The organism is Jidongwangia harbinensis (assembly GCF_020216025.1).
Taxonomy (GTDB): domain Bacteria; phylum Actinomycetota; class Actinomycetes; order Mycobacteriales; family Micromonosporaceae; genus Actinoplanes; species Actinoplanes harbinensis.
The window spans coordinates 49,421-75,559 of sequence record NZ_JAIWNC010000009.1 but is presented as its reverse complement, the minus strand read 5'-3'; the positions used below and the strand labels follow the sequence as shown (position 1 = coordinate 75,559).

The 26,139-nt window shown below is 74.0% G+C and carries 21 protein-coding genes; 11 read left to right on the top strand and 10 right to left on the bottom strand.

Features of this window, described 5'->3' with window-relative positions; genetic code table 11:
• The first annotated feature begins 141 nt into the window (after positions 1 to 141).
• From LDL48_RS13980 to LDL48_RS13965, 4 genes are read left to right on the top strand one after another with little or no spacing between them, the layout of a single operon-like run.
• On the top strand, positions 142 to 1,467 hold the full coding sequence (locus LDL48_RS13980) for a lipopolysaccharide biosynthesis protein (protein WP_225255525.1): 1,326 nt from the start codon (positions 142 to 144) through the stop codon (positions 1,465 to 1,467).
• Entirely contained in the window at positions 1,439 to 2,539 is a 1,101-nt protein-coding gene (locus LDL48_RS13975) for a glycosyltransferase family 4 protein (RefSeq protein WP_225255524.1), read from the top strand. Before LDL48_RS13980 ends, LDL48_RS13975 begins: the two co-directional genes overlap by 29 nt.
• Positions 2,540 to 2,569: 30 nt before the next feature.
• Positions 2,570 to 3,430: a glycosyltransferase family 2 protein gene (locus LDL48_RS13970; RefSeq protein WP_225255523.1), complete on the top strand. Its 861-nt coding sequence runs from the start codon at positions 2,570 to 2,572 to the stop codon at positions 3,428 to 3,430.
• A complete protein-coding gene (locus LDL48_RS13965) occupies positions 3,427 to 4,566 on the top strand; it encodes a glycosyltransferase family 4 protein (protein WP_225255522.1) in 1,140 nt (379 codons plus the stop codon). Before LDL48_RS13970 ends, LDL48_RS13965 begins: the two co-directional genes overlap by 4 nt.
• Before the next feature lie 13 nt (positions 4,567 to 4,579).
• Here LDL48_RS13965 and LDL48_RS13960 read toward each other — a convergent pair whose 3' ends face one another.
• The 8 genes from LDL48_RS13960 to LDL48_RS13925 form a co-directional block, all read right to left on the bottom strand.
• Entirely contained in the window at positions 4,580 to 4,792 is a 213-nt protein-coding gene (locus LDL48_RS13960; RefSeq protein WP_225255521.1) for a hypothetical protein, read from the bottom strand.
• A gap of 66 nt (positions 4,793 to 4,858) precedes the next feature.
• A complete protein-coding gene (locus LDL48_RS13955) occupies positions 4,859 to 5,215 on the bottom strand; it encodes a nuclear transport factor 2 family protein (RefSeq protein ID WP_225255520.1) in 357 nt (118 codons plus the stop codon).
• 13 nt (positions 5,216 to 5,228) lie between these two features.
• Positions 5,229 to 5,666 (bottom strand): SRPBCC family protein, encoded by a 438-nt coding sequence (locus LDL48_RS13950; protein WP_225255519.1) that lies wholly within the window; start codon positions 5,664 to 5,666, stop codon positions 5,229 to 5,231.
• Positions 5,663 to 6,007 (bottom strand): ArsR/SmtB family transcription factor, encoded by a 345-nt coding sequence (locus LDL48_RS13945; RefSeq protein ID WP_225255518.1) that lies wholly within the window; start codon positions 6,005 to 6,007, stop codon positions 5,663 to 5,665. Before LDL48_RS13945 ends, LDL48_RS13950 begins: the two co-directional genes overlap by 4 nt.
• A 52-nt stretch (positions 6,008 to 6,059) precedes the next feature.
• The gene (locus tag LDL48_RS13940) at positions 6,060 to 7,052 is read right to left on the bottom strand and encodes a metallophosphoesterase family protein (protein WP_225255517.1); all 993 of its coding nucleotides are present in this window, start codon (positions 7,050 to 7,052) and stop codon (positions 6,060 to 6,062) included.
• Positions 7,049 to 10,726, bottom strand: coding sequence for a hypothetical protein (locus tag LDL48_RS13935; protein WP_225255516.1), 3,678 nt, complete (start codon positions 10,724 to 10,726; stop codon positions 7,049 to 7,051). The genes LDL48_RS13940 and LDL48_RS13935 overlap by 4 nt, the downstream gene beginning before the upstream one ends.
• A 110-nt stretch (positions 10,727 to 10,836) precedes the next feature.
• Positions 10,837 to 13,242, bottom strand: a complete 2,406-nt coding sequence (locus tag LDL48_RS13930) for a right-handed parallel beta-helix repeat-containing protein (protein ID WP_225255515.1) — start codon at positions 13,240 to 13,242, stop codon at positions 10,837 to 10,839.
• A 61-nt stretch (positions 13,243 to 13,303) separates the two neighbouring features.
• Entirely contained in the window at positions 13,304 to 13,735 is a 432-nt protein-coding gene (locus LDL48_RS13925; protein WP_225255514.1) for a hypothetical protein, read from the bottom strand.
• Between the two features lie 203 nt (positions 13,736 to 13,938).
• On the opposite strand from LDL48_RS13925, the gene LDL48_RS13920 reads away from it, so the two are divergent.
• The 7 genes from LDL48_RS13920 to LDL48_RS13890 all read left to right on the top strand — a co-directional run bounded on the left by LDL48_RS13920 (position 13,939) and on the right by LDL48_RS13890 (position 24,535).
• Positions 13,939 to 14,472 (top strand): hypothetical protein, encoded by a 534-nt coding sequence (locus LDL48_RS13920; RefSeq protein WP_225255513.1) that lies wholly within the window; start codon positions 13,939 to 13,941, stop codon positions 14,470 to 14,472.
• 120 nt (positions 14,473 to 14,592) lie between these two features.
• Positions 14,593 to 16,827 (top strand): ATP-binding protein, encoded by a 2,235-nt coding sequence (locus tag LDL48_RS13915; RefSeq protein WP_225255512.1) that lies wholly within the window; start codon positions 14,593 to 14,595, stop codon positions 16,825 to 16,827.
• The gene (locus tag LDL48_RS13910; protein ID WP_225255511.1) at positions 16,811 to 17,674 is read left to right on the top strand and encodes a sensor histidine kinase; all 864 of its coding nucleotides are present in this window, start codon (positions 16,811 to 16,813) and stop codon (positions 17,672 to 17,674) included. Before LDL48_RS13915 ends, LDL48_RS13910 begins: the two co-directional genes overlap by 17 nt.
• Before the next feature lie 104 nt (positions 17,675 to 17,778).
• Positions 17,779 to 20,682 (top strand): fibronectin type III domain-containing protein, encoded by a 2,904-nt coding sequence (locus tag LDL48_RS13905; RefSeq protein ID WP_225255510.1) that lies wholly within the window; start codon positions 17,779 to 17,781, stop codon positions 20,680 to 20,682.
• 87 nt (positions 20,683 to 20,769) lie between these two features.
• The gene (locus tag LDL48_RS13900; RefSeq protein ID WP_225255509.1) at positions 20,770 to 22,488 is read left to right on the top strand and encodes a GAF domain-containing sensor histidine kinase; all 1,719 of its coding nucleotides are present in this window, start codon (positions 20,770 to 20,772) and stop codon (positions 22,486 to 22,488) included.
• 86 nt (positions 22,489 to 22,574) lie between these two features.
• The gene (locus tag LDL48_RS13895; protein ID WP_225255508.1) at positions 22,575 to 23,582 is read left to right on the top strand and encodes an Acg family FMN-binding oxidoreductase; all 1,008 of its coding nucleotides are present in this window, start codon (positions 22,575 to 22,577) and stop codon (positions 23,580 to 23,582) included.
• Positions 23,579 to 24,535, top strand: a complete 957-nt coding sequence (locus LDL48_RS13890) for an Acg family FMN-binding oxidoreductase (protein ID WP_225255507.1) — start codon at positions 23,579 to 23,581, stop codon at positions 24,533 to 24,535. Before LDL48_RS13895 ends, LDL48_RS13890 begins: the two co-directional genes overlap by 4 nt.
• A gap of 34 nt (positions 24,536 to 24,569) precedes the next feature.
• On the opposite strand, the gene LDL48_RS13885 is transcribed toward LDL48_RS13890, so the two are convergent.
• Positions 24,570 to 25,106, bottom strand: coding sequence for an RNA polymerase sigma factor (locus LDL48_RS13885; protein WP_225255506.1), 537 nt, complete (start codon positions 25,104 to 25,106; stop codon positions 24,570 to 24,572).
• Positions 25,107 to 25,187: 81 nt separating this feature from the next.
• The gene (locus LDL48_RS13880; protein WP_225255505.1) at positions 25,188 to 26,033 is read right to left on the bottom strand and encodes an SGNH/GDSL hydrolase family protein; all 846 of its coding nucleotides are present in this window, start codon (positions 26,031 to 26,033) and stop codon (positions 25,188 to 25,190) included.
• Positions 26,034 to 26,139 lie beyond the last annotated feature (106 nt).

Genomic DNA, 26,139 nt, shown 5'->3' with positions numbered 1-26,139 from the left:
TCGCCGATAATCGGTCATTTCCCCACGATTATGGCCCCGGAGGTCGTCCGTGGGTGGCGTATCGCCATCCCGGGGTGGGTGTGACGCAAAGCTTTCCGCGGAACCGGGCAGTTCTCCGGGCGGACGGTCGATCAATCCGGTGTGACACATCTGCCTGCCCGGATCGCCCGGTTCCTGACCCGCGGCGTGGGCCTGATCGCCGTGGCCGTCGCCGCGCAGAGCGCCGGTAACCTGATCTTCCACGCGGTGGTCGGCCGGCTGCTCGAACCCGGCTCGTACGGTGCGCTGGGCGCCGTGCTGGCCGCCATGGTCATGCTCGGCGTCCCGCTGGGCGCCCTGCAGACCGCGGCGTCCGCGCTCGCCGCCGAGCACGGCCTGTCCGGCGACACCGCCCGCCGGGCGCTGCGGCCGGTGGCGCTCTGGTCGCTGGCGCCGGCCGCCGTGGTGCTGCTCGCCGCGCCGCTGCTGCGCGACTACTTCCACCTGGGATCGCTGCTCGACGCGGCCCAGCTGGCCCCGTACCTGGTGCTGGCCGCGGTGCTGGCCACCGCGCGGGGCCTGCTGCTGGGCGACCACCAGGGCCGCACGGTGGCCGTCACCTACCTGGTCGCCACCGCGGTACGGCTGGTCGCGGGCGTGGTGCTGGTGGTGCCGTTCGGGGTCAGCGGTGCGCTGCTGGCGACGGTGCTGGCCGAGGTGGCCGCGCTGCTGGTGGCGGCGGTTCCGCTGCGCCGCCCGGCGGCCGGTGCCGAGCCGGGCACCGGGCTGCGGCTGGGCTCGGTGGCGCACGCCGGGTTCGCGGTGACCGGGCTGTTCCTGTTCTCCACGGTCGACCTGCTGCTGGCCCGGCATCACCTGCCGGAGCACGGATCCGGCTCGTACGTGGCCGCCGCCACCATCGCGAAGACCGTGCTGGCCCTGCCGGCCGCGCTGATGTCGGTGGTGTTCCCCCGGCTGCTGCTGGCGTGGGCCCGTCCGGGGCGGGGGCGGGCGCTGGCCGTGGGCGGGGCGATGGTGAGCGGCCCGGCGATGCTGGGCGCCGCGGCGATCGTCGCGGTGCCCGCGCTGGTGCTGCACCTGCTCTACGGCGACGGGTACGCCGACGCGACCGGCCTGGTCCGCGCGCTGGCCGGCGTGGCGGCGCTGACCTCGCTGGTCACCGTCCTGACGTACGCCGGGCTGGCCCGCCGGTCCCGCACCATCGTCATCCCCTGGGCCGGTGCCGCAGTGGAGGTGGCGCTGATCGAGGTCTGGCACGGCTCGGCGACGCAGATCGCCGTGTGCTCGGCCGCGGCCCTGGTACCCACGCTGCTGCTGCTGGCCGTGCTCGAGGGCCGGGCCTGGCGCCGCCCGCGTCCGGCGACTACTCAAGTCGATGCCTCCGCTACCGATCCTGCCGGTACCGCCGCTCCGGCGGGCCGATCCGCGGAGGTCGTACGTGCGCATCCTGGTGCTGAACTGGCGTGACCTGGCCCACCCGGCGTCCGGCGGTGCGGAGGTCTACACCGAGCAGGTGCTGCGCCGCTGGGCCGCGGACGGCCACGCGGTGACGTTGTTCGCCGCCGCGGTCGCCGGCCGGCCCGGCACCGAGGTGGTGGACGGCTACCGGGTGATCCGGGCCGGCAACCGCTTCACCGTCTACCGCGAGGCGCGGCGGTGGTGGCAGCGGCACGGACGCGGCCGGTACGACGTGGTGATCGACGAGACCAACACGGTGCCGTTCCTGGCGCACGAATGGGTCGACGACGGCACCCCCACGATCGCGCTGGTGCATCAGACGTGCGAGGAGATCTGGCACATCAACGCCCCGCCGCTGCTCGCCCACCTGGGCCGGCACCGGCTCGAACCGGGCTGGTTGCGGCGGCTGGCCGGGGCACCGATCCTGGCGGTGTCGGACTCCACCCGGGACGCGCTGGCCCGGTTCGGCGCCCGCGACGTCACGGTGGTCCCGGAGGGCTACGAGCCGCCGGACCCGCTCCCCCGGCCCGGCCGGGAGACCGTGCCGACCGCGGTGTTCTGCGGCCGGATGGTCAGCTACAAGCGGCCCTGGGACGTCATCCGGGCGGTGCAGCTGAGCCGGCGCGCGGTCCCCGACCTGCGACTCTGGATGATCGGCGGCGGCCCGCTGCTGGACCGGCTGCGCCGGCAGGCACCGGCCGGTGTCGAATTCCTGGGCCGGGTCTCCGAGGAGGCCAAGCACCTGCGGATGGCGCGGGCCCACGTGCACCTGGCCACCAGTGTGCGCGAGGGCTGGGGCCTGGTGGTCACGGAGGCCGCGGCGCTGGGCACGCCGACCATCGCGTACGACGTGCCCGGCCTGCGCGACTCGACCCGGGCGGCGGGCGGGGACGTGGTGCCGCCGCGGCCGGAGGCGCTCGCCCACCGGCTGGTCGAGCGGCTGCCGGAGCTGACCGCGGCCGAGCCCGCACCGCTGCCGTACGGCGGCGCCCACTCCTGGGACCACGTCGCCGCCACGGTGCTCGACGCGGTGTGCGCCCACGCCCGGGTACCCGGGCGTACTATGCAATATCGGTCCTGAACCGGGTGAACAGCCTCTTACTATGAGGAAATGACGACCCACCCCGTGGTGTCGGTGATCGTTCCGGCCTACGACAGCGCACCGCTGCTGCGGGACTTCCTGGGCGCCTGCCGGGCCTCGGAGTACCGGGACTTCGAAGTGATCATCAACGACGACCTGCGCTCCACGGACGGCACCCGGGCGCTGATCGAGGAGTTCCGGGGCGGCGGCCTGGACGTCACGTACCTCCAGGAGAACCGCTCGATGGCCCAGGGCCGCAAGCGCGGCGCGGCCGAGGCGCGCGGATCGATCCTGCTGCACCTCGACTCGGACATGACGGTCACCCCCGGCCTGATCGGCGAGTGCGCCGACCTGCTCGCCGGCGAGTACGACGCCCTGGTCATCCCGGAGGAGGCGTTCGGCACCACGTTCTGGGCCCGGTGCAAGTGGCTGGAGAAGAAGATCTACGACGGGGTGGAGCAGATCGAGTCGCTGCGCTGCGTGCGGCGCGACATCTACGACAAGCTCGGCGGCCACGACGAGCGGATGGTCTTCTCCGAGGACAAGGACTTCGACCTGCGGGTACGCCGGGCCGGCTACCTCGTCGGCCGCACCCGCAACTTCCTGTACCACAACGAGGGCGACCTGCGGCTGCGCAAGACCATGCGCAAGAAGCTGGGGTACTCCGGCACCGCCGACCTGTTCGCCGGCGAGCACCCCGAGGCGTTCCGGTGGCAGACCAACATCTTCCACCGCTTCGGCCTCTACCTGCGCAACTACCGGTACGCGTTCTCGCACCCGCTGCTCTACGGCGGGCTCTGGGTGATGAAGGTCGGCGAGTTCGGCTTCGGCGCGGCCGGCCAGGTGCGGCACCGGCTGGCGGACCGCAACGCCCGCGGGGGTACGGCATGAGCCGGGTCGCGCACGTGATCGCCGAGTTCTCCGCGAAGGAGGCGATGGGCCGCACGGTCACCGAGCTGACCCACCGGGTCCGCGGCGAGCACCACCTGATCACCACGCACGCGCTCGACGGCCAGGACGCGTTCGCCGGCGTGCACGAGATCGGCGGCCGGCTGGAGACGTTCCCGCTGGGCCGCTCCGAGGCGCTGCGGGACGCGCTCGACAAGGTCCGGCCGGACCTGGTGCACCTGCACGCCGGCGCGCTCGGCCCGTTCCTGGCGCTGCTGCCCGCGTTGCGCCCGTACCGCAAGCTGCTCACCGCGTACGCGTGGCCGACGCTGCCCGGCCCGGCCGCGTGGCGCCGGGCCAGCGTGACGGAGATGCGCACCTCCAACGTGCTGCGGGCCCGGGTGGTGGTGACCACGGTGCTGCCGGTGCCGCTGGCCGCCGCCGCGCTGCGCCGGGCCGGGGTGGGCACCGTCCTCACCCCCGATCCCCGGGTCGCCGACCGGCTCGGCGGCCGCCGCGGCCTGAACGTGGTCCGGTTCAGCTCCGGGGCGCCGGTCGACCCGCGCCGGGCGCGCTTCGACACCGAGCGGCCCACCATCGTCTTCGCCGGCCGGTCCGAGACGGTCCGCGGCCTGGACACGCTGCTGGCCGCGTTCCCGAGGGTGCGGGCCGCGGTGCCCGGCGCGCGGCTGCGGCTGCTGCTGATCCCGCGGCCGGAACTGCCCCGGATCCTGGCCCGGGCCGGCACCGCCGGCGAGGCCGTCGACGTGGTCACCGAGCCGGTGCCGGACCTGCTGGCCGAGCTGGCCGCGGCGCAGGTGGGCACCTGGCCGTTCAAGTTCGACTACACCACCTCGCCGCCGGCGATGGCGCTGGTCGAGGCGATGGCGGTGGGCCTGCCGGTGGTCGGCACGGACGTGGCCTGCGTGCGGGCCGTCCTCGACCACGGCCGCAACGGCCTGTCGGTGCCCCCGGCCGACGCCCCGGCCCTGGCCGGTGCGCTGATCACCCTGCTGCGCGACGAGCCGACCTGGCAGCGGTTCGCGACCGCGGGGCTGGAGTCGGCGACGCAGCGGATGGGCTGGGAGCGGGTCGCCGAGACCACCGCCGAGGCGTACGCGACCGTGCTCCGCTCCTGAGCGCCCGGCCCGGTCAGCCGCGGTAGGCGCGGAACAACAGGGTGGTCGCCCCGAGCACGATCCCGGCATGGGCCGTCCAGAACGCGACGTCGCCGTACCAGTGCCGCAGCGGGCCGCCGGTCACCGTGCCGGAATGCACCAGGGTGCCGGCGATCATGGCGACGACCAGCAGGAGTACCGCCGTCACGAGGTGCGGGCGGTGCCACGATCCGTTCTCGTTCGTCATGCCCACCAGCATCGGCGTGCCGGGCGGGGTCGCACATCTGGCGCGCAGCGGAGCCCGGCCTATGCCTCAGGGCAGGGGTACGACGTAGGAGTCGACGCGGGCGATCAGCCCGTCGCGGAAGGTGAACAGGTCGGCGAACGCGAAGCGGAACGGCCCGTGCTCGACGCTGACGCCGCGGCCCTCGCCGGTGGTGGTGACGACCGGGCCGTCCTCGTGGACCCGCTGGACGTCCAGCGCGGGGCTGCCGGTGAACGCCGGGCTCTCGATCTCGCCGTCGAACTCCGCCTTGCCGCGGGTGGTCCGGTGCCCGTGGATCACCCATTCGACGTCGTCGGCGAGGGTGGCGAGAATGCGCGGGTGGTCGCTGGTCCGGAAACCGGCGAAGTACTCGGCGACCAGGTCGCGCTGGGTTGCCTGGGGCATGGCGTACTCCGTCCTAGGAGGTTCGGTGCAGGTGGGCGGCGAGCGCGTCGAGAATCGCGTCCAGGCCGCCCGCCGCCCGGGCGCTGCGGAGTTCCGGCGGCAGCCGGAACTGACGGATGGTGAGCCAGGTGCCGTCGCCGTCGGCGCGGAGCGCGACGGTGGTGCGGATGCCGGTGAGCGGCTCGTCGAACACCAGCTCGTGCGGGGCGGCGACGCGCACGTACACGAACCGGAGCCGGCGGGTTGCGCCGTCCGGCGCACGGGTGTCGAGCCCGAACTCGCCGCCGGGCCGCAGGTCGACGGCGACGGAACCGGGCGGGACGGTGGCGTGCGAGCCGCCCCAGAACGCCGCGATGCCGGCCGGCGAGGTGAACGCGGCCCACACCCGCTCGGGTCCGGCCGGCAGCCGGCGCTCGGCGGTCAGGACGTCGCCGTCCAGCCGTGCGCTCACCGGGCCGCCCCCTCGCCGGTCAGGTGCTGTTCGAGGGCGTCGAGCCGGTCGTTCCAGGCGTGGCGCTGATCGTCGATCCAGGCGCCGAGCGACGCCAGCCGGTCGACCCGCAGCCGGCACGGGCGCCGGGTGCCGTCGCGCCGCTGCTCGACCAGGCCGCACCGGCGCAGGACGCCGACGTGGTGCGAGATGGCCTGCGGGGTCAGGTCGAACGGCTCGGCGAGCTGGCCCACGGTGGCGTCGCCGTGCGCGAGCCGGGCCACCAGGGCGCGCCGCACGGGGTCGCCGAGGGCCGCGAACGCGGTGTCGAGGTCCGGTCCGGAGACCGTCGGGGCGGACATGATCCCACCCTAACGCAAACATCCGTTTGCACAAGCGGACGTTTGCAGAGTGTCAGTCGCACGACCCGCCGCCGGTGTCGGTGATCGCCCGCTCCGCGCCCAGCGGCCGGAACCACCACCGCCACTCCTCCTCGGCCAGTTCGAGTTCCAGCACGCCGTGGTGGTCGTAGTCGGCGAACTCGCTGGCCGGCGCCTTGGCCCGGGCCACCGGGTTGCCGCGTTCGTCGCGGGCGTCGTCGGCGGGCGCGGGCCGGTAGTGCACCTGCCCGCCGGTGCCGACCACGAACTGGGTCACCCCGCGCCCGTCCTTGCGGCCCTCCGGGTTCAGCGGCCCGAACCTCTCGTAGTGCGCCTCGTGCCCGGACAGCAGCAGTTCGACGCCGTGCTCGTACAGGGTGCGGAAGAGCGCGGCGGTGCGCCCGTCCGGACCGGCGATGCCGGTCGACCAGCGCGGGTGGTGCCAGGCGGCGATCACGCACCGGCGGTCGGTGGACTTGAGGTCCGCGGCCAGCCAGGTCTGCTGCGGCGAGCCGGCGCCGCAGCCACCGGCCACCGCGGAGCAGTTGGAGTTGAGCACCACGAGGTGCCAGCGGCCGAGGTCCTGCGACCAGTAGCCCTTCCCGTCCCTGATCCGGTCGCCGAAGTAGGTGCGGAACGAGTTCGCGTCCGTCACCTTGTACTCCTGGTTGCCGAACACCGGCACGGTGCGCTCCCGCAGCCGCCCGTACGCCGGGTTGTACACGGTGCGGTACGCCTCGGTGGTGGGCAGTTCGTACTGGTAGTCGCCGAGGCCGAGGAACACGTTCGGGTCGGCCGCCACCGCCAGGTCGGACACCTCCCGGTGCCGGCAGCGGTCGTCCCGCCCGGCGCCGTCCGGTACCGCGTCCGGGTCGTCCGGGTCGCAGGCCATGTCGCCCACCGCCACCACCCGCACCGAGTCGGGTGCGACCACGCACCGGGCGAGCAGCGCCAGCGCCAGCAACGTCAGCACCAGCAGGGCCGCACCGAGAACACGCCGCCGGCGCGGCTCCGGCATCACCTTCATGACCGCCGCCGCCACGGGCGCCGGTGCCGCACCGCCCAGTTCTCCGGGCGGCCCGCGGGCAGCCGGGTCAGGTACATCAGGACCAGTGCCGCGACCGTGCCGACCGGGAGCAGGTAGAGCGCGTACCGGGCGATGCGCGCCGGGGTGTAGCGCACCTCGAACTCGCCGGGCCCCGGCACGATCCAGCCGCTCATCCAGCCCTGCAGGGTGACCTTGTGCGCGCCCTCCACCCCGGTCAGCTCCCAGCCGGGCGCGGCGCTCTCGGCCAGCCCGATCGCGGTCCGGCCGCCGGTGGTCACCGTGCCACCGAACTGGGTCGGGTTGCGTTTCGCCCAGTCCACCGCCGACGCGGCCACCGGCTCCTGCTGGCGGACCAGCACGACCGACGACGGTGACGCGACCGGGCGCAGCCGCACCCCGCGGTACTCCACCTGGGACTGCTGCTGCCCCTTCTGGTCGCGCAGGCCGTACAGGTAGAGCCGGGTCTCCACGGAGGTCGGGTCCGGCGCGAACAGCGTCTGGTACGGGGTCCAGCCACTCCACACCGCCACGCTGGGCATGGTCCGGCACAGGTCCGGGCCGCGCAGGTACAGGCAGAACTTCGGGTTCCGCAGCGCGACGCTGCGGGCCTCCATGGAGTACTCGTACAGCGAGGACGCGCCCATGTCGTGGGCGACCGAGCCGATGCAGGCCAGGTGCCGCACCGCCTTGAGGGTGTACGTGGTCTCCCCGTCCACGCCGATCTGCGACTCGGCGGCCAGCCCGGCCTCCTCCGGCGTCTCGTCGTCGTAGCGGAAGCAGTCCTCCAGCGGTTCGAACGGCGCCAGCACCGACCCGGACAGCCCGCCCGTGACGCCGAGCCGGTGCTTGCCCGCGCTCAGGTCCACGGTGACCTCGGGCACCGCCGGCGGCCACACGGTGCGCGTGTCGACCGGCTCCAGCGCGTCGATGCGCAGGGCGCGGTACTCGGTGACGGTCTTCGGCCGGAGCCGCTCGCCGACGTCGGCGTGCAGGATGACCTGCAGCTCGTCGGCGATGCCGTCCATCGTGACCACCTGCTCGTACGCGGTCCACGCCGAGTCGAGCGCCGGGCGGGAGGACAGCTCGCAGCCGGACGATCCGGCCTGCCACAGGCAGATCTGCGGGCGGGCGCCGGTGATGTGCCGGTACTCCAGGCGTACCCGGTAGATCGATCCGGGTTTCGCGTTGCGCACCGTCACCTTGGTGCAGGCGGCGTGGTCCGCCGCGCTGAGCCGGACGGTACGGCCCTGCGGGGTGTCCCTGATCGTCTGGGTCAGGCCGAGTTCGCTCCACGGGCGGGGCTCGTAGTTGTTGCAGTCGAACACCGGGGCGTAGTCCGTGACGTCGGCCGGCTGCGTCGCCCGGCCGAGCAGCGTCAGGTCGGCGGCGGCGCCGATCGGCACGGTCGCCGGGGTGCCGGGCCGGTCCAGCGAGACCGTCCGGTTGCCGGTGCGCAGCGCGACGATCTCCCGCCCGGCCGGCAGCGGCACGACCAGGTCGGGGCGCCGGGACACCGGCCTGCCGTCCACCGTGATCGCGGTCTGGTCGCGCAGCACCAGGCGGCGGTTCGCCGGGTCCAGGCGCGGGGTCAGCACCGCGGCCGCGCGGGCGCGCTGGGCGAGCGTGTACCGGCCGGCGGCCATGTCCACCGTGGCGGCCGGCGTGCCGGTGTCCACGGCCGGCACCGGCCAGTGCACGACGTCCCGGGTGGCCACCGGGCTGGTGTCCAGCTGGGGGCTGGTGGCCGTGGACGGCGCCAGCGGGCGGGCCGCGATCGCGGTACGGGTGTCGACGGTCCCGATCACGGCGGCCCCGGCGTCCGCCCGGGCCGGCGCGTCCAGCACCCGGTCGTAGGTGCGCACGGTCGGGCTGTAGCCGTCGTTGAACGACCACATCTGCAGCATCCCGTCGGCGTCCAGCCGGCCGCCCGGCACCTTCGCCATGGCCGCGGCCAGGATCCGGTCGTCCGCGAAGTACCGGTTGGGCAGGCCGCGGACCAGGTCGTGCCGGACGATCACCCGGCTCACCCCGATCGCGTCGAGCAGCTTCGGCACCGGAGCCAGGTCGCCGGCCAGCAGGAGCGCCTCGACCGCCCGCACGTCGGCGGCGAAGCCGGGCACGTCGCCGAAGTAGCCGTCCGGCTTCGGCTGCACCACCGGGTGCCGGATGAGCAGGTTGGCGATGCTGTCCACGCCGAAGAAGCCCCACGTGGTGGGCATCTGGTAGTAGTCGTCGAGCGGCAGCACGAGCACCTTGCCGGACCGCGGATCGGCGTCGATCCGGGTGGCCAGGTCCCACCAGTCCGGCGGCACCCGGACGTGGGTGGACGGCTGCGTGGGCCGTTCGTCCGGCATCACGCCGCCGGTGTAGAGCGGATACGGGTACGCCAGCACGAGCAGCACCGGCATCACCGAACCGGCGTACGCCAGCCGCTTCGGCCACCCCGGTATCCGCAGGCGGGGGGCCCGCCGCAGCCGCTGCAGCACGCCCTCGACGCCGACCGCGAGCATCACCGCGAAGAACGAGATGAGCAGCTGCCCGAGCTTGCTCATCGGCTCCCGGAACAGCCAGAAGCCGGGCGCGTGCAGGTAGAGGAACAGGTTGATCTGGTTCAGCGGCGGGCGCAGGCCCTTCGCCAGGAACACGAACACCAGAATCAGCGCGATCAGGCCGAACGCGAGCCGGCGCAGCCGGCGCGGCGCGAGCACCGGGGCCAGGAACACCAGCGCCGGAAGCAGGTACCGGATCCAGATCCACCACGGCCGGTCCAGGTCGGCGGCGAACGGCAGGTACTGCGGGCGGAACCAGGCCCAGTTCGCGACCATCGTCAGGATGTTGTGCGGCAGGTTGTTGACCTGCGACCAGGACCAGTTGGACGGGTCGGTGAACGTGGCGTTCGCGGTGGCCCCGCCGCCGCCGACGAAGCTCTGCGCGAGCGGCACCAGCCACCAGGCGTTCAGCACGATCGCCCACGGTGCGGCCAGCACGAACCACTTCAGCAGGCGCACCGCCTCCTGCCGCCCGAGGACCAGCGCGGCCAGCAACGGGGTGCCGCCCACCGCCCAGGCGTAGGCGACCACCAGCATCGGCGGGTTGAAGGCGAGGAACGACGTCGGCATGAGCGCGAAGCCGGCGATCGGCACCGGCACCCGCCGGCCCTGCGCCACCCGGATCGCGATGCCGGTGATCAGCGCGACCGAGCCCACCGAGATGATGTTCAGCGGGTTCGGCAGCCGGGTCAGGAAGAAGCCGTTGAGCATGCCGAACGCGCCCGCCACGACGATCGCGAGCTCGCTGCGGACGAACGCCCCGGCCAGGTACGCGATCCCGAACCCGACCAGTCCGTAGATGCAGATGTAGAACAGCCACTGCGCGGAGTACTCGGTGAGGCCGACCGCGCGGCAGCACCAGATCAGGATGAACTCGAACCCCCGCGCCACCGTGTACCCGGCCGAACCGGCCCCGGTGGTCTGGTGGTTCCAGGCCCAGAGCGCCTCGGGGGCCCAGCCGCGCCGGATGAACGCGCCCATGTCCCCGCCGGCGATGAAGGTGCCCGTGCGGAACCAGCGGCTGACGATGAGGACGTCGAGCACCAGCACGATGAAGTACGGCCGCGCGGCGAGCAGGGCGGCACGGTCGACCAAGCGCCGCACGTCTCGTCCCCCTCCCGATCAGCCTCTCCAGGTTGATCGGCCGGGACGCCGCGGTACTGAGTCGGCGCGGGACCGGAACGGCCGGCCGGGCCGCTCCGGCCGCTACCGCGTCAGGGCGCCGTGCCGGTGGCCAGCCAGCCCGGCTGGGCGTCGCCCTGCCGATAGGCCGCCACCCGGTAGGTGACGCCCGGCGCGGCCACCGGGTCGGTCCACTGCTCGGTGGCGCCGCCGGCCACCAGGCCGAGCCGGTCGACCAGGTGCACCTCACCGGCCACGGCGTTGTCCACCAGGACGAACACCTTGGCGTACGCGGCGTTCGCCGGCGCGACACTGGTGTGGGCGCTGGTGATCCAGGTGCCGGGCTGGTCCACCGTGCTGTAGTTGAACGAGGCCAGCCGGCTGATCCGGACCTGGTTGGCGTCGTAGTACTCGATCCCGGCCCGCGACCGCCGACCGGGGCCGGTCAGCGCCCGGTAGGACGAGACGGTGGTGTAGGTCTGCCCGGCGGTGACCGGCACCGGGCGACCGGCGGCGTTCACCGATCCGGCGGCCGACGCGGTCAGCGCGAGCGAGCCGGCACCGAGAGCCCCGGTTCCGCGGTAGTGGGCCACCGTGGTGTTCCCGACCGGTGTCCAGCCGGCGGCGTCGGTCTCCACGCCGGCGTCCGCGTCGGTGATCAGGTTGCCGGGGACCGCGGCGCTGCCGAGCGGCAGGTCGGCGACCGCGACGTTGTCCCGGTAGACCCGGTAGCCGGCGACCGGGGCGCCGGCTACCGGGTACGACTCGGCCCAGGTCACCGTCGTACCGGCGACGGTCAGGCCGGCCGGTGCCGTCGCCGCCGCGGCGGCCAGCCGGACCGGCACGCCGATCAGGCCGTCCACCACGTTGGTCTCCCCGGCCGGCCCGGTCAGCACCGTGTTCCGCACCGTGCTGACCGCGTTGCGGGCGCCGAGGTGCACGCCGAACCAGGTGGTGGGGTGCGCCTGGTCGTCCCGGATGTGGTTGCCGTAGATCCGGTCGCCGTTGCCGATCGACACACCGACGCCGCTGGTCTCGAAGGTGCCGCCGCCGGTCGACATCTCGGTGTCGCCGCCGGAACCGGCGTTGAGCACCGTGTTGCCGGCGATCGTGTCGGCCGCGTTCTTGACCCGGTCCATCATGCCGGCCACCACCACGCCGGTTCCGCGGGGCCGCTCGATGGTGTTGTCCCGGACCACGTTGCCGCCGCCCGGGCGGACCACGTGGTCACCGGGGTCGCTGCTGGAGGTCTGCCAGGTGCCCAGCGTGCCGTACGTGCCGTCGGCGTCGGCGTAGTCGTCGTAGGTGACCGACACGCCGGCGCCGAACGAGTCGATCAGCCGGTTGTTGCGCACCGTCGAGTCGCGGGGATTCGTGACGTCCTTGTTCGGGCCGGTGTGGCTGTACTTGCTGTTCGACTGCAGCACGATGTGCGCGCCGTACATCAGGTTGTCCGCGACGTCGGCCTGCTGCACGCCTTCCAGGAAGAGGTTCCCGTACTCCTGGATGTCGCGGCTCCGGGCGATCGCCGGGTCGGTGTACACCGTGTTCGCCCGGATGGTGGTGCGGACGGCGTTGCTGAAGTCGAGGCTGTTTCCGCGGATGGTGCGGTCGAACTGGTTGTACTCGACCACCGCGCCGTCGTGCCGGCCACCGCCGCCGATGTTGTCCTCGTCGCCCGACTCCGCCCCGCCCCAGTTGTCGAAGCGGTTGTCGACCAGGCGCACGTCCTTGGCGCCGTTCACCCACAGCTTGAAGTACTCCAGGTTGGTGAAGCGCACCTGGCGGACGGTCCACCGGTCGCCGACGCTGACACCGCCGCCGACGTTGGTGGTCGCGTTCGTCCCGACCCGGAAGTCGCAGATCTCGCCGGGCCGGGCCGGCGCATCGGCCGGCACCGGCGCTCCGGCGCCCTCGCGGCAGTTGCCGTTCACGGTCAGATCCGCGACCAGGTTGGTGCTGCCCGGCGACGGGGCCGCCACGGCGGTGTTCTCCTCCCAGCGCAGGAGGAAGCCGTAGCTGAAGGACGCCCACTTCGAGGTGAGCATGGACAGCGTGGTGGCGGTGATGCCGCTGCCGCGCAGGTTCACGTTCGGCGGCAGGCGCAGGCTGGCGCCCAGCCGGTACTCGCCGGGCGCGAGCAGCACCGTGGCCGGGCTGGCCGGGGTCAGCACGGTGCCGTCCGGGTGCACGACCGCGGGCACCGCGGTCGCCGCCGCGGCGGCGACGGCCGCCTTCAGCGCCGGGTGGTTGTCCCCGGGGACCGGCGCCGGCGCCACCGCGCACAGCGGATCGGCGGCGCAGCCGGCCGGGGTCAGCGGAGCGGGGCTCACCGTCGAGGCCAGGGTGTAGCCGCCCTCGGCCGGGCCGCTGTCCGCGCCGGCCCCGGTCCCGCCCAGGAACGACAGGCCGGCCAGCGGTAGGAGCACGACGGCGAGCGCCCGGCCCACGCGGCCGCCGCGGCGGACGGCGGGAGGGGCGGGAGTGGGCTGGGTCATGCGTCGTCTCCAGGGTCGGCCGGCATCACCGGAACCGTCGGCGGCCCGCCTCAGGTGCGGTTCAACGCAGGCTCTGCTCGACCTCAAGGGTGCCCGGCTCATGGGTGCCCCGCTCATGGGTGCCCCGCTCATGGGTGTCCGGCCCAAAGGTGTCCGGCCCAAAGGTGTCCGGCTCGGCGGCCGGCGGCCGGCGCAGTGCCAGCAGCCCGAGCGGGAGGGCCAGGCTGCTCAGCGCGAGGCCGATGAGCACGGCGTGGTAGACGAGGTCGATGTGCCCCAGCGCGTGCGCGGGACCGCAGGCCGCGAAGATCACGGCGGCGACCACCAGCGGACGCCGCCACAGCCGCTCGGCGAGGGCGGGCAGGTCGCGCGGGCGACGGTGCCGGGCCGGGGGCCGCGGGCCGTGCGGCGTGAACGGGAGGTCCGGCGCGGGTACGTCCGGTAGTACCCGGACACCGGCCGCGGCCGGGGCCTCCCTGACGTCGAGCGACATCGCCCGCCCCTTCCGACTCCGCGCACGTGGGCCTCTCCGGGCCCTCCGACGCCCTTCCCATCGGCCGCCGTACCGGTCGCCTGAGCGCTCCGGCGCCCTGGCTCAAGGTTGTCTCAAGGCGGTGGCTCAAGGTTGCCTCAGGCGCGAGGCAAGAGTGTCTCGCGCCTGTTGGCGACGCGGTCGGCATGCCGCAGGCTCAAGACATGCGAAACCTGATCCGGTCCACCCGCAGCGTCCTGGCCGCCGTCCTGACGATCCTGGGCTTCTGCGCCGCGCTGCTGTCCGCCGCGCCGGCGCCGGCCACCGCGGCCACCAGCCTGGACCGGCTCGTGCTCACCTGGGTCGACGGCGGCGAGCAGCTGCAGGTCGAGGGTTTCGCCTACCGGCCGAGGAGCGTGGTGGACGTCCGGCTCGGCAGCCAGCCGCTGGAGCAGGCCCGCGCCGACGCCAACGGAAAGGTCAGCCTCACCGTCCCGGACGACCTCGTCGCCACCGGGCAGTCCGGGGCCAGCATCATCGTCTCCGGCCGTTCCGCCTCCGGGGCGGCGCGGGTGCTGATCTCGGCGGTGCCGCCGCGCGCCGCGGTCCGCGGTCCGGTGGACGTGCTGCCCTGGTCGATCGCCGGGCTGGCCGCGCTGGCCGTGGCGGCCGGCGCGGTGCACCGCCGGCGGTCGCCCCGCACGCCGGCCCCCGCCGCGATGGTCCCGGCCGGCTACCTGTGCCGGCACGCCGCCTGAGGTCGCCGGTCGCGGCACGGAAACCCACCTGCTCCCGAACGCTCCCCGCGTTGCCACCACGGGGCCCGAGCCTGATGGAACGGACCTGCCCCGGGTCCATCCCCCCGAAAGGGTCAGCGCATGGGATATGCGGCACGCACTCTGGTCGAGGCGATTGCCGGTCCGGCCGCGATCGTGAATCCGGACGGCCAGGTTCTGGTCGCCAACGAGCGATGGGCCCGGCCGGACGGCGACACCGGCACCTACCCACCGGAGGGTGCCGGCCTCGCCGACGCGCCCGGTGGCTGCCCGGCACACGCCGGACTGTTGTCCGCCGTGCGGCGGATGACGCCGGCGGCCGGCCCGGCGGTCCTGCCGTGCCGGTGTGACGCGGCCGCCTCGGCGACGGTACGGATCAGCCACCTGGAGAGCGACTGCGGCGCACACCGGCGGCTGGTCTCGGTGGAGCACCGCGCCACCGCGGCCGGTGCGGCCGGTGGGCCGGACCAGGCGGAGCAGGCCAAGTCGCAGTTCCTGGCGCTGCTCGGCCACGAGATCCGGACCCCGGTCACCACCGTGGTCGCGACCGTGGACCTGCTGCGCGCCCAGCCGCTGCCGCAGCCGGTCCGGGAGGTCGTGGACAGCGTGCACCGCGGCGTGCACGGGCTCAAGGCGCTCATCGACGACCTGCTCGACCTGGCCCGGCTGGAGACCGGCACGCTGGAGATCCAGCAGGTGCCGGTGTCGTTGCGGCCGGTCCTGGAGGGCGTGCTGGAACCACTGCAGCAGCACTCCCGCCGCAAGGGCATCCTGCTGCTGGCCGCACCGGCGCCGGACCTGCCGCCGGTCGTGCTCGGCGACCCGGACCGGCTCCGCCAGGTGCTGTCCGGCCTGGTCGGCAACGCGGTCAAGTTCACCGAGCGCGGCGAGGTGGTGGTCACCGCCGAACGCGACGGCGACGACGGGTACGTGATCACCGTGTCCGACACCGGGCCGGGCATCTCCGACGCCGACCGGGAGCGGATCTTCACGCCGTTCGTGCAGGCCGACTCCTCGGCGGCCCGCCGGCACGAGGGCGCCGGACTCGGCCTGGCCCTGGTCGCCCGCCTCGTCGACCGGATGGACGGCACCATCGACCTGCGCACGGCGCCGGGCGAAGGATCGCAGTTCCGGATCCGGTTGCCGCTGCACCACGCCCCGGACCAGCCGGTCCGGTCGGACCCGCCGCCGCTGACCCGCCGCCGGGTGGCCGTGGTGGCGCCGTCGCCCCGCTCCACGCTGGCGCTGTCCTGGCTGCTGACCAGTTCCGGCGCCACCCCGGTGCCGGCCGACCTGGACAAGGTGCTGCGGCACCTGCCCGACGTGGACACCGTGCTCTGGTGCGACGACGCGCACGACCCGGAGGCGGTACGCCGCGCGGACTCGGTGATCGAGGTGCTCGGTCCGCAGGGCCGGGCCCTGATGATCAGCACGACCGACCCGCGTACCGGCATCGTCCGCCGGCCCGGTGTCCTGACCGCCCCGCTGGTGCTGAGCCGGCTGGTGTCGGCGCTCAACCTGGAGCGCACCGGCGTCCGCGGCGCTCCGGTCACGGTGCCGCCGTTCGGCAGCGGACGGGTGCTGCTGGCCGAGGACAACGACGTCAACCGGACCGTGTTCCAACGGATGATCAAGCTGCTGGGCGTGGAGTGCGACGGGGTGGCCGACGGTGCCGCCGCGGTCGACGCGGTGCTCGGCGACGGCCGGTACGACGTCGTCCTGATGGACGTGCAGATGCCCGGCACCGACGGCCTGGAGGCCACCCGCCGGATCCGCGCGGCCGGCAACACCACCCCGATCCTCGCGCTGACCGCGACCGCGCTGCAGGGCGACCGGGAACGGTGCTTCGCGTCCGGCATGGACGGCCACCTGAACAAGCCGATCACCCTGCCGGAACTGCGCGAGGCGCTGGTGCCGTACCTGGCCGAGCCGGAACCGGAGGAACCGGAGGAGCCGCCGGCCGAGGCACTGGACCTGAGCCGGCTGCTCGACCTCGAGGAGCAGTTGGACGACCGGGCGCTGGTCGTCACGACCGTGCACACGTTCCTGGACCAGCTGGACGGCCGGCGCGCCGCGCTGACCACCGCGCTGCGGGCCCAGGACCGGGACACGCTGCGCGCCACCGCGCACACGCTCAAGTCGTCCAGTGCGCTGCTCGGTGCCGATCCGCTGGCCGAGGCGTGCGCGCTGGTCGAGAAGGCGGCGCACGCGGAGACCGCGGAGCCGGAACTGACCGCACTGGTCGGCCAGGTGGAACGGGCGATGGCCGGTGCGGTACGGGTGCTGGCGGGCTACCTCGCCCAGAACGGAGGGAGCGACGATGCCGGACAACGCTGACCTGGCGGGCGCCGACGCCGCCCGACTGCGCGCCGAACTCGAACTGGCCCGCCGCCGCAACGCCGAGCTGGAACGTACCGTCGGGGACCTGAACCGGTCGGTGCTGGAGCTGGAGGCGTTCTCCCGGGAGATCAGCCACGACCTCAAGGGGCCGCTGGCCGGCATCTGCGGGTACGCCCAGCTGCTCACCCATCTGGACCTCGGCGCGTACCGCCCGGCCGAGTTCGACGAGTTCGTCGAGGAGATCAACCGTGGCACCGACCGGATGCGGCGGCTGATCGACGACGTGCTGACGTACTCCACCGCACGGGGTGCGCCGCTGGAACCGGCCACGGTCGACCTGACCGCGCTGGTGCACACGGTGATCGCCGACCGGGTCCGGGAGATGTCCGCCCCGGGCGTCGGCGCGCACCCGGCCACGCACATCACCTGGGACCAGATGCCCGCGGTCCGCGGCGACCTCGGGATGCTGCGGCGGGTGCTGGACAACCTGCTGGGCAACGCCCTCAAGTACGTACGGCCCGGCCAGGCGGCACGGGTGCACCTGTCCGCGCGGGCCGACAAGCCCGGCCTGGTCCGGGTCGAGGTGACCGACGACGGCGTCGGCATCCCCGACGGCCAGCACGAGCTGATCTTCACCGAGCTGCACCGGGCGCACGCCGACGCGTACCCCGGCACCGGTCTCGGCCTGTCCATCTGCCGGCGGATCGTGCACCGGCTGGGCGGGACGATCGGCGCCGACCCGGAGTTCCGCGACGGCGCCCGGATCTGGTTCACCGTGCCGGCCGCAGACGCCGGGACCGAGCGGGCGACCGCGGACGCGGGTGCCGGGTCGATGGCGGCCTGACCGGACGCGTCCGCGGCTTGCCCGGACGCAGAAACCAGCTTGAGACCAGCTTGAGGTTGGCCGCCGATGAGAACGGTGGACCACCCCGAACGAGATGAGGCCAGATGAACGCGAGGCGACTGCTCACCGCGGTGAGTGCCGGGCTGGTGGGCGCGACGGCGATCGTCGTGGGCATCCCGTCCGTCGCAACCGCGGCACCCGCAGCACCCAAGAACCTGTCGGTGGCGCGAACCGCCGCCGACGAGCACAAGATCCAGATGTCCTGGAAGCCGGGCGGGGTGGCGGACCACTACGTGGTCGACATCATCGCCGGTGACGTGCAGACCGTCGTCGACGTGCCGGCGACCACCACCTCGTACCAGATCGACGCGCCCGAGGCGTGCACGTCCTACAAGATCCGGGTCGGCGCGTCCGACGCGGACGGTTCGACGGCCTACACCGGGACGTGGTCGTTGAAGTCGCTCACCCCCGGCATGGTGATGGGCCTGGCCCCCACCCGCGAGGAGGAGGGCACGGTCGCCGTGGCGACCTGGCGCGCTCCGGCGTGGCTGGGTTACACGCCGGTGACGGGATACCGCACCGTGTTCACCCGGCTCTCCGACGGCGTCGTGCTGTCCGACAAGGTCAGCATGGACACGTCGTTCCGGTACGAGGGCATCGACCCGGCCCGGGCCTACACGCTCCAGGTCTTCACGGTGAACGAGTACGGCTCGTGCGCCCCGGCGAAGTCGCTGCTGGACCGGTTCCGGCCGGCCGAACCCACCAACCTGGTGGTGCAGCGCCGGGCGGACGCACCGGGCACCGTGGAGGCGGTCTGGGTGGCGCCGAAGTCCGGCCCGGCCCCGAGCTACTACCTGGTCAGCTACGGACAGTCGAAGATCACGAAGTCGGTGCAGGTGGCCGTGCCCCTCACCTCGCACACCCTGGCCCTGGACACCGCCACCAGCTGGATCGTGGAGGTCAAGGCGTACAACCTGAACGGCGGCAGCAGCGCCGTCGCCGGCTCGGTACCGGTCTGGGGATCGGCCCTGGTGGAACCGGCCGCCACGGTCACCCCGCCGGTGGCGCCGCCGGCCACCCCGGAACCGAGCCCGAGCACCGAGGCGCCGGCCGCGACCCCGTCGGCCAGCTCGTCGACGGCCCCGTCCAGCGACACCGGCACGGACACCACCACCACGACCACCACGGTGGCGACCGGCCCCGACCGGACCCCGCCGACGATCGCCGCGACGCTGTCGCACAAGGCCACAAACGCCTGGTTCCGCACCCCGCCGACCATCCACTTCACCTGCGCCGACAACAGCGGCACGGTGGCCACCTGCCCGGCCGACATCCGGGTCACCACCGACGGTGCGGCCCAGCGGTTCTCCGCCACCGCGGTCGACCCGGCGGGCAACACCGTGACCACCACGCTGACGCTCAACGTCGACCAGACCGCGCCGACGATCACCGCCTCGGTGATCGGCGCGAAGAACGCCGACGGCTGGTACAGCAAGGCGCCGGTCATCCGGTACACCTGCTCGGACGCGGTCTCCACCATCTCCACCTGCCCGGCCGACACCCCGGTCAACGTCCAGGGCCTGCACCAGACGATCACCGGGACCGCGCTGGACAAGGCCGGCAACACGGCCACCGCCCCGGTCGTGCTGAACCTCGACCTGGTCGCCCCGGTCATCACCGCCACCGTGGTCGGTGACGCGAACGCCGACGGCTGGTACACCACCCCGCCGACGGTCCGCTTCACCTGCACCGACACCGGCTCGGGGATCGCCTCGTGCCCGGCGGACCGGACCGTGGACACCGACGGCACCGACCGCGAGGTCACCGGCACCGCGGTCGACGCGGCCGGAAACACCTCCTCCACCACGGTGGTGCTGGACATCGACCGGACCGCCCCGGCGATCACCGCCGAGGTGCTCGGCGACCTCTCCGCGGACGGCTGGTACCGCACCACCCCGACCGTCCACTTCACCTGCACCGACGCCGAGTCCGGCTCCGGCATCGCCGCCTGCCCGGCCGACGTGCCGGTGTACGGCGACGGCTCCGGACAGCAGGTCGTGGGCACCGCGAAGGACCGGGCCGGCAACACCGCGACCGCCGCGGTGACCGTGAACGTGGACCGGTTCGCGCCGGAACTCACCGCCACGATCGACGGCACGGCCACCGCCGACGGCTGGTACCGCACCGCGCCGGTGGTGCGGTTCGTCTGCCGCGACGAGGACTCCGGTGTGGCCGTCTGCCCGGAGGACACTCCGGTCACCACGGACGGCGCCGGCCAGGAGATCACCGGCACCATGGTCGACAAGGCCGGCAACACCACCACCGCCACCGTCACGGTGAGCGTGGACCGGAGCGCCCCGGCCATCACCGCCACGGTGATCGGTGACGCCAGTGCCGGCGGCTGGTACCGCACCCCGCCCACCGTCCGGTTCACCTGCACCGACACCGGCTCCGGCATCGCCGAGTGCCCGGCCGACGGGGTGGCCACCGAGGAGCGGGTCACCGGAATCGCGTACGACAAGGCCGGCAACAGCGCCAGCACCTCCGTGACGATCGGCGTCGACCGGATCGCCCCGACGGTGACCGTGGCCGGTGTCGCGAACGGCGGCACCTACGGTGCCGAGGCCGAACCGGTGGTCGCCTGCCGTACCGTCGACCGGGAGTCCGGGGTGGCCACCGAGGCGGTCGTCGCGCACACCGTCAAGAGCGGCAAGCACACCGTGCTCTGCTCGGGTGCGGTGGACCGGGCCGGCAACGCCGCGGCCCCGGTCAAGGTGACCTACACGGTCGAGCCGACCGTGGCCTGGCTCATCGCCCTCACCCACAAGTACGCCGACGGGCCCACCCCCCAGCCGTTCAAGGACCTGGACGTGGCGCTGAACAAGGGTCAGTTCGGGCACTACATCGTCAAGATCGCTCTGCACAGCCTCAACCGCAAGTCGGGGCTGACCACGGCGGAGACGACCGAACTGGTGTACTGGGCGCTCGTGCTGCAGATGCGCGACTGATCGAGGACGGCATCACCCGGTGCGGCCGGGGCTCCGCGGAGCCCCGGCCGCACCCGTGTCCGGGGTCCGGCCCGATAGCCTGCAGGCATGGCCGAACCGACTGGCAGCACGCGACCGCAGACCCCCGATCTCGGGTTGGGCCCGCTGTCCCGGGTGCGCCTCGACGAGCTGCTGCAGGAGATGCTCGACCGGGTCGGCGAGGTGGTGACCAGCCGGGAGCGGCTGCGCGCGCTGCTCGACGCGGTCGTCGGGATCGGCTCGGACCTCGATCTGCGCAGCACGCTGCAGCGCATCGTGGAGTCCGCGTGCGCCCTGGTCGGGGCCCGCTACGGCGCGCTCGGCGTGATCGGGTCGGACCGCCTGCTGTCCGACTTCATCACGCACGGCATCGACCCGGAGACGCACGCCGCCATCGGCGACCTGCCGCACGGCCGGGGCGTGCTCGGGCTGCTGATCACCGACCCGCACCCGGTCCGGATGCCGGACATCACGAAACACCCACGGTCGTACGGTTTTCCGCCCAACCACCCGCCGATGCACAGCTTCCTCGGGGTGCCGGTGCGCACCCGGGACCAGATCTTCGGCAACCTCTACCTGGCCGAGAAGCAGGGCGCCGCCGAGTTCAGCGACGACGACGAGGAGATCGTGATCGCGCTGGCCGCGGCGGCCGGCGTGGCCATCGACAACGCCCGGCTGTTCGCCATCGCCCGGCGCCGGGAACGCTGGCTGGCCGCGGCCGCCGAGATCACCTCGGTGCTGCTCGGAACGGTACGCCGCACCGAGGCGCTGGAACTGATCGCCCGGCGGGCCCGTGAGGTGGCCGACGCCGACCTGGTGCTGGTGCTGCTGCACGACGCCGAGAACGCCCGGTACACGATCGAGGTCGCCGAGGGTGCCGACCCGCGCTGCGCCGACCTGGCGGGCCGCACCGTGCCGACCGAGAACGAGTGGGTGGACCGGTTCGGCGACGAGAAGTACCAGATCATCGACGACCTGCGCACCGCCGCGGAGTGGCCCGGCCCGGTGCCGGACGGTCCGGCGCTGGCCGCGCCGCTGGCCGGCTCGGACACCCTGCACGGCGTGCTCATCGTCGGCCACGCCGCGGACCGGGCCGAGCGGATGGACGACGACGCCGCGCTGCTGTCCAGCTTCGCCGGGCAGGCCGCGCTGGCCCTGGAGCGGGCCCGGGCGCAGGAGGAACGCGAGCTGCTGGTGGTCCTGGAGGACCGCGAACGGATCGCCCGGGACCTGCACGACGTGGTCATCCAGCGGCTGTTCGCCACCGGCATGCAGCTGCAGGGGATGGCGCTGCACACGCTGCGGCCGGAAGCGGCCCAGCGGATCAACAACGCGGTCGACGACCTGGACGCCACCATCCGCGACATCCGCCGCTCGATCTTCGAGCTGCGCGCCCCGGTCGGCACCACGCTGCGCACCGAGCTGCGGGACGCGGTCGACGCCGCCGCGGACGCGCTCGGGTTCCGGCCCGTGCTGGACGTCTCCGGCCCGGTGGACAGCGCCGTCCCGGACGACATCGTGCCGGAGATCCTGGCGGTGCTGCGGGAGGCGCTGTCGAACGTGGCCCGGCACGCCGCGGCCACCACGGTGCGGGTGTCGGTCCGGGCCGCCGACGGCGCGGTCACGCTGGCGGTCGAGGACGACGGGATCGGCACCGACCTCGACCGGGCCCGGGGCGGCCTGGTCAACATGGGCGAGCGCGCCCACGACCTGGGCGGCACGTTCGAGGTGGGCCCGGGCAGCGCCGGCGGCACGCTGGTGCAGTGGCGGGTGCCGACCGCCGGTTGACCGGCCGACACGGGTCTTTCGGCCCTGAACGGCGAGGGCGGGCGACCGGCACCGTGAGAGGGAGACCCGAACCGGAGGTTCCCGCCATGACCGCCTCGCCCGACCGCCCGGCCCGCTCCGAGGTCCGCGCCGTGCTCGACGCCGCCGCCCGTGCCTCGCTGCACGCCCCGTCGGTCTTCAACACCCAGCCGTGGCGCTGGCGGCTCGCCGCCGACCGCCTGGAGCTGTACGCCGAGACGTCGCGCCAGCTGGACACGGTCGATCCGGACGGCCGGCTGATGCTGCTGAGCTGCGGGGCCGCGCTGCACCACGCGCGGACCGTGATCGCGTCGATCGGCTGGACCGCCGTGGTGGAACGTCTCCCCGAGGACGCCCGGCCGGACCTGCTGGCCCGGATCCGGCTGGGCACCGCCGTGCCGGCGAATCCGGAGGCGCGGCGGATGGCCGCCGCGATCCACCGCCGCCGCACCGACCGGCGGGCCTTCGGCGAGCGGCCGGTGCCCGCCGACGTGCTGACCCGGCTGCGGCGCTTCGTCGAGCACGAGGGCGCGTACCTGCACGTGGTGCGGCGCGACCAGATGCCGATGCTGGCCATCTCGACGGCCCGGGCGGCGGACGCCGAGCTGGACGATCCGGCGTACCGGGCCGAACTGCACCAGTGGACCAACCGGCCGGCGTTCCACGGTGACGGCGTACCGCCGGCGACCGCGGTGAAGCCGGCGCCGCGGCGGGTCCCGGTGCGCGACTACACCCCGGACGGCAGCGCCGGGCTGGTCGCGGGCGACGGCCACGACCAGGGCGCGGCGTACGTGGTGCTGTTCGGCACCACCACCGAACGGGCCGATCTGCTGCGGGGTGGCGAGGCGCTGTCCGCGCTGCTGCTGCTGGCCACCGCGGACGGGCTGGCGACCGCGCCGCTGTCCGACACCATCGAGGTGGACTGGCCCCGGCACCTGCTGCGCGGCCTGCTGTCCGACGTCGGCGAACCCTATCTGGTGGTCCGGCTCGGGTACGCCGAGGACGGCGCCCCGCTGCCCGCCGCGCCCCGCCGCGCCGCCGAGGACGTCATCACCGTCGAAGGAGACCTCCGGTGAACCGCTACGACGACACCGACCTGCGGCTGGCGGCCGAGGCGGCGATCCGGGCACCGTCGCTGCACAACAGTCAGCCGTGGCGGTTCCGGCTGCGCGACGGCGGCATCGAGGTGCTGGCCGACCCGCTGCGCCGGCTGCAGGTCGCGGACAGCGGCGGGTGGGCGGTGCGCATCGCCTGCGGTGCGGCCACCTACAACGCCCGGCTCGCGCTGGCGTCCACCGGCCGGCCCGCCGAGGTGGTGCTGCGGCCGGACCACGCCGACCCGCAGGTGGCCGCCCGGCTGACCCCGGGACCGCCGCGCCCGCCCACGTACCCGGAACGGGACCTGTACGCGGCGGTGCCCCGCCGGTACAGCAACCGGCTGCCGTTCTGGCCGGACCCGGTGCCCTCGGAGGTGCGCGTGCGACTGCTGGAGGCGGCGCGGGCCGAGGGTTGCTGGCTGAACCTGCTGGTCGGGATGACCGCGCTGACCGGCTTCGCGGAGATCGCCCGCAGCGCCGACCGGGTGCTGCGCCGCGACTACGGCTACCAGGCGGAGATGAGTGCCTGGCTGCACGCCGACGTGGCGCCGGACGGCGTACCGGTGACGGCCGGCGCCCCGGCTCCGGAGCCGCAGGATCTGCTGCCGCAGCGCTCGTTCTCCGACCGGCGGCGCGCACCGGGGCGGGACTACGAGCCGGAGCCGCTGGTGGCGGTGCTCGGCTCGGCCGGCGACCGGCCGGCCGACCAGATCGCGGCGGGTCAGGCGCTGCAGCGGGTGCTGCTGACCGTGACGGACGCCGGGCTGGCCAGTTCGATGATCTCCCAGCCGATCGAGGTGCCGGCCGCCCGCGACCAGCTGAGCCGTGCGCTGGGCCGGTTCGGCGTGCCGCAGATGGCGATTCGGATCGGGTACGGCCAGCCGGGCACGCCGACCCACCGCCGCACGGTGGCCGACGTGCTGGCGAGCTGACCGGCCCGCCGGTCCGGGCGGCCCCGGTCGCGGGTCAGGCCGCGTCCGGTTCGAGCCGGGCCCGCAGCTGGTGCCGGGCCTCGTGGATGCGCGACTTCACGGTGCCCTCCGGGACCTGTTGCAGCCCGGCGATCTCCCGGTAGCTCAGGCCGAAGGCGTCGCGCAACGCCACCGCCTCGGCGAACTCCGGTTTCAGGCCGGCCAGCGCGTCGAGCAGGTCGAGCCGGGTGCTCGCGATCAGGCTGGTCCGGCGGGCGTCCGCCACCTCGGGCACGGCGTCGAGGCGGTCGGCGGCGCGGCGGCATCCGGCGGTGTGCGCGGACCGGGCGCGGTTGGTGGCGATCCGGTACAGCCAGGTACGGAACGCGGACCGGCCCTGGAACGCGGGGATGCCCCGGGCCACCGCCAGCAGCGTGTCCTGGCAGGCCTCCTCGGCGTCCTCGCGGTTGCGCAGCAGGCGCGAGCACATCCGGAGCACCTCCGGGCGCACGGTCGCCAGGAGCACGTTCAGGGCGGCGAGGTCGCCGTGGGAAGCGGTACGGGCCAGGGTGTCGAGATCGGGATTCTGCATACCGGATGCCGTCCTCTCCCGCTCAGTATGAGTTCGAGCGGCGGGAAAGCGACCGGCTTGACCAGTGCTAATTCCCGACAGTTACCGGGCCGCAGCTCCGAGTGACGGCAACCCGACCGGGACCGTGGTACGCGGGACGGGCACCGGCCGCCGGCCGGACCGGGCGCCGAGGACGGCGAGCAGCGTCGGCAGCGTGACGGCGGCGGCCTTGGCGTATCCGTCGGCCGACGGGTGGAACCGGTCGGCGCCGAACATCCGGTCCGGGTCCGCCTCGAACGCGGGATTGAGCAGCTCCGCCAGCGACACCGTGACCCCGCCGGCCCGGCGGACCTCGACCGTCTGCGCGGCGGCCAGCCGCCGGCTGAGGAACCGGGCCAGCCAGCGCAACGGCGCCCGGAACGGCGGCAGCACGCCCAGGTCCGGGCAGGTGCCCACGACCACCTCGCAACCGGCCGCGCGCAGCCGGCGGACGCCGTCGCCGAGCTGGCGCACCAGCGCACCCTGGGCGGACAGCTGGGTGACGTCGTTGCCGCCGATGTAGACGACCGCCACGTCCGGCCGGAGCCGGACCGCCCGGTCCACCTGGTGACACAGGTCCGGCGTCTCGGCGCCGAGCACGGCCAGCGTGTAAGCCGACACCCGGCACCGCATCCGGCGGGACACCCCGGCGGCCAGCAGCGCGGCCGGGCACTCCCGGGACCGGCTCGCCCCGTAGCCGGCCGCGAACGAGTCGCCGAGCACCACCATGGTGAGGGCCCGCTGGGCGGACCGCGGACCGTACGTCACGTCGCCGCGCGGGGGCGGCTCCTCGGGCACCCGGATCCGGCGCGGCGTGACCACGATCTGCACCGCGAGCACCACCCCGGTCAGCACCGCCACGGCGGCCGCCGCGCCCGCGACTCCCCCGATCACCGCACCCGCCCCCATGGAAATGATCTTTCTTCGGGCGCGGCGGTGCGGGCAAGGCGTGAAAGGGCGTCGCCGCGTGCGCCTTCGGGTAACCGCGGGCCGGGCGCGATTCGCGCTTGCCGGG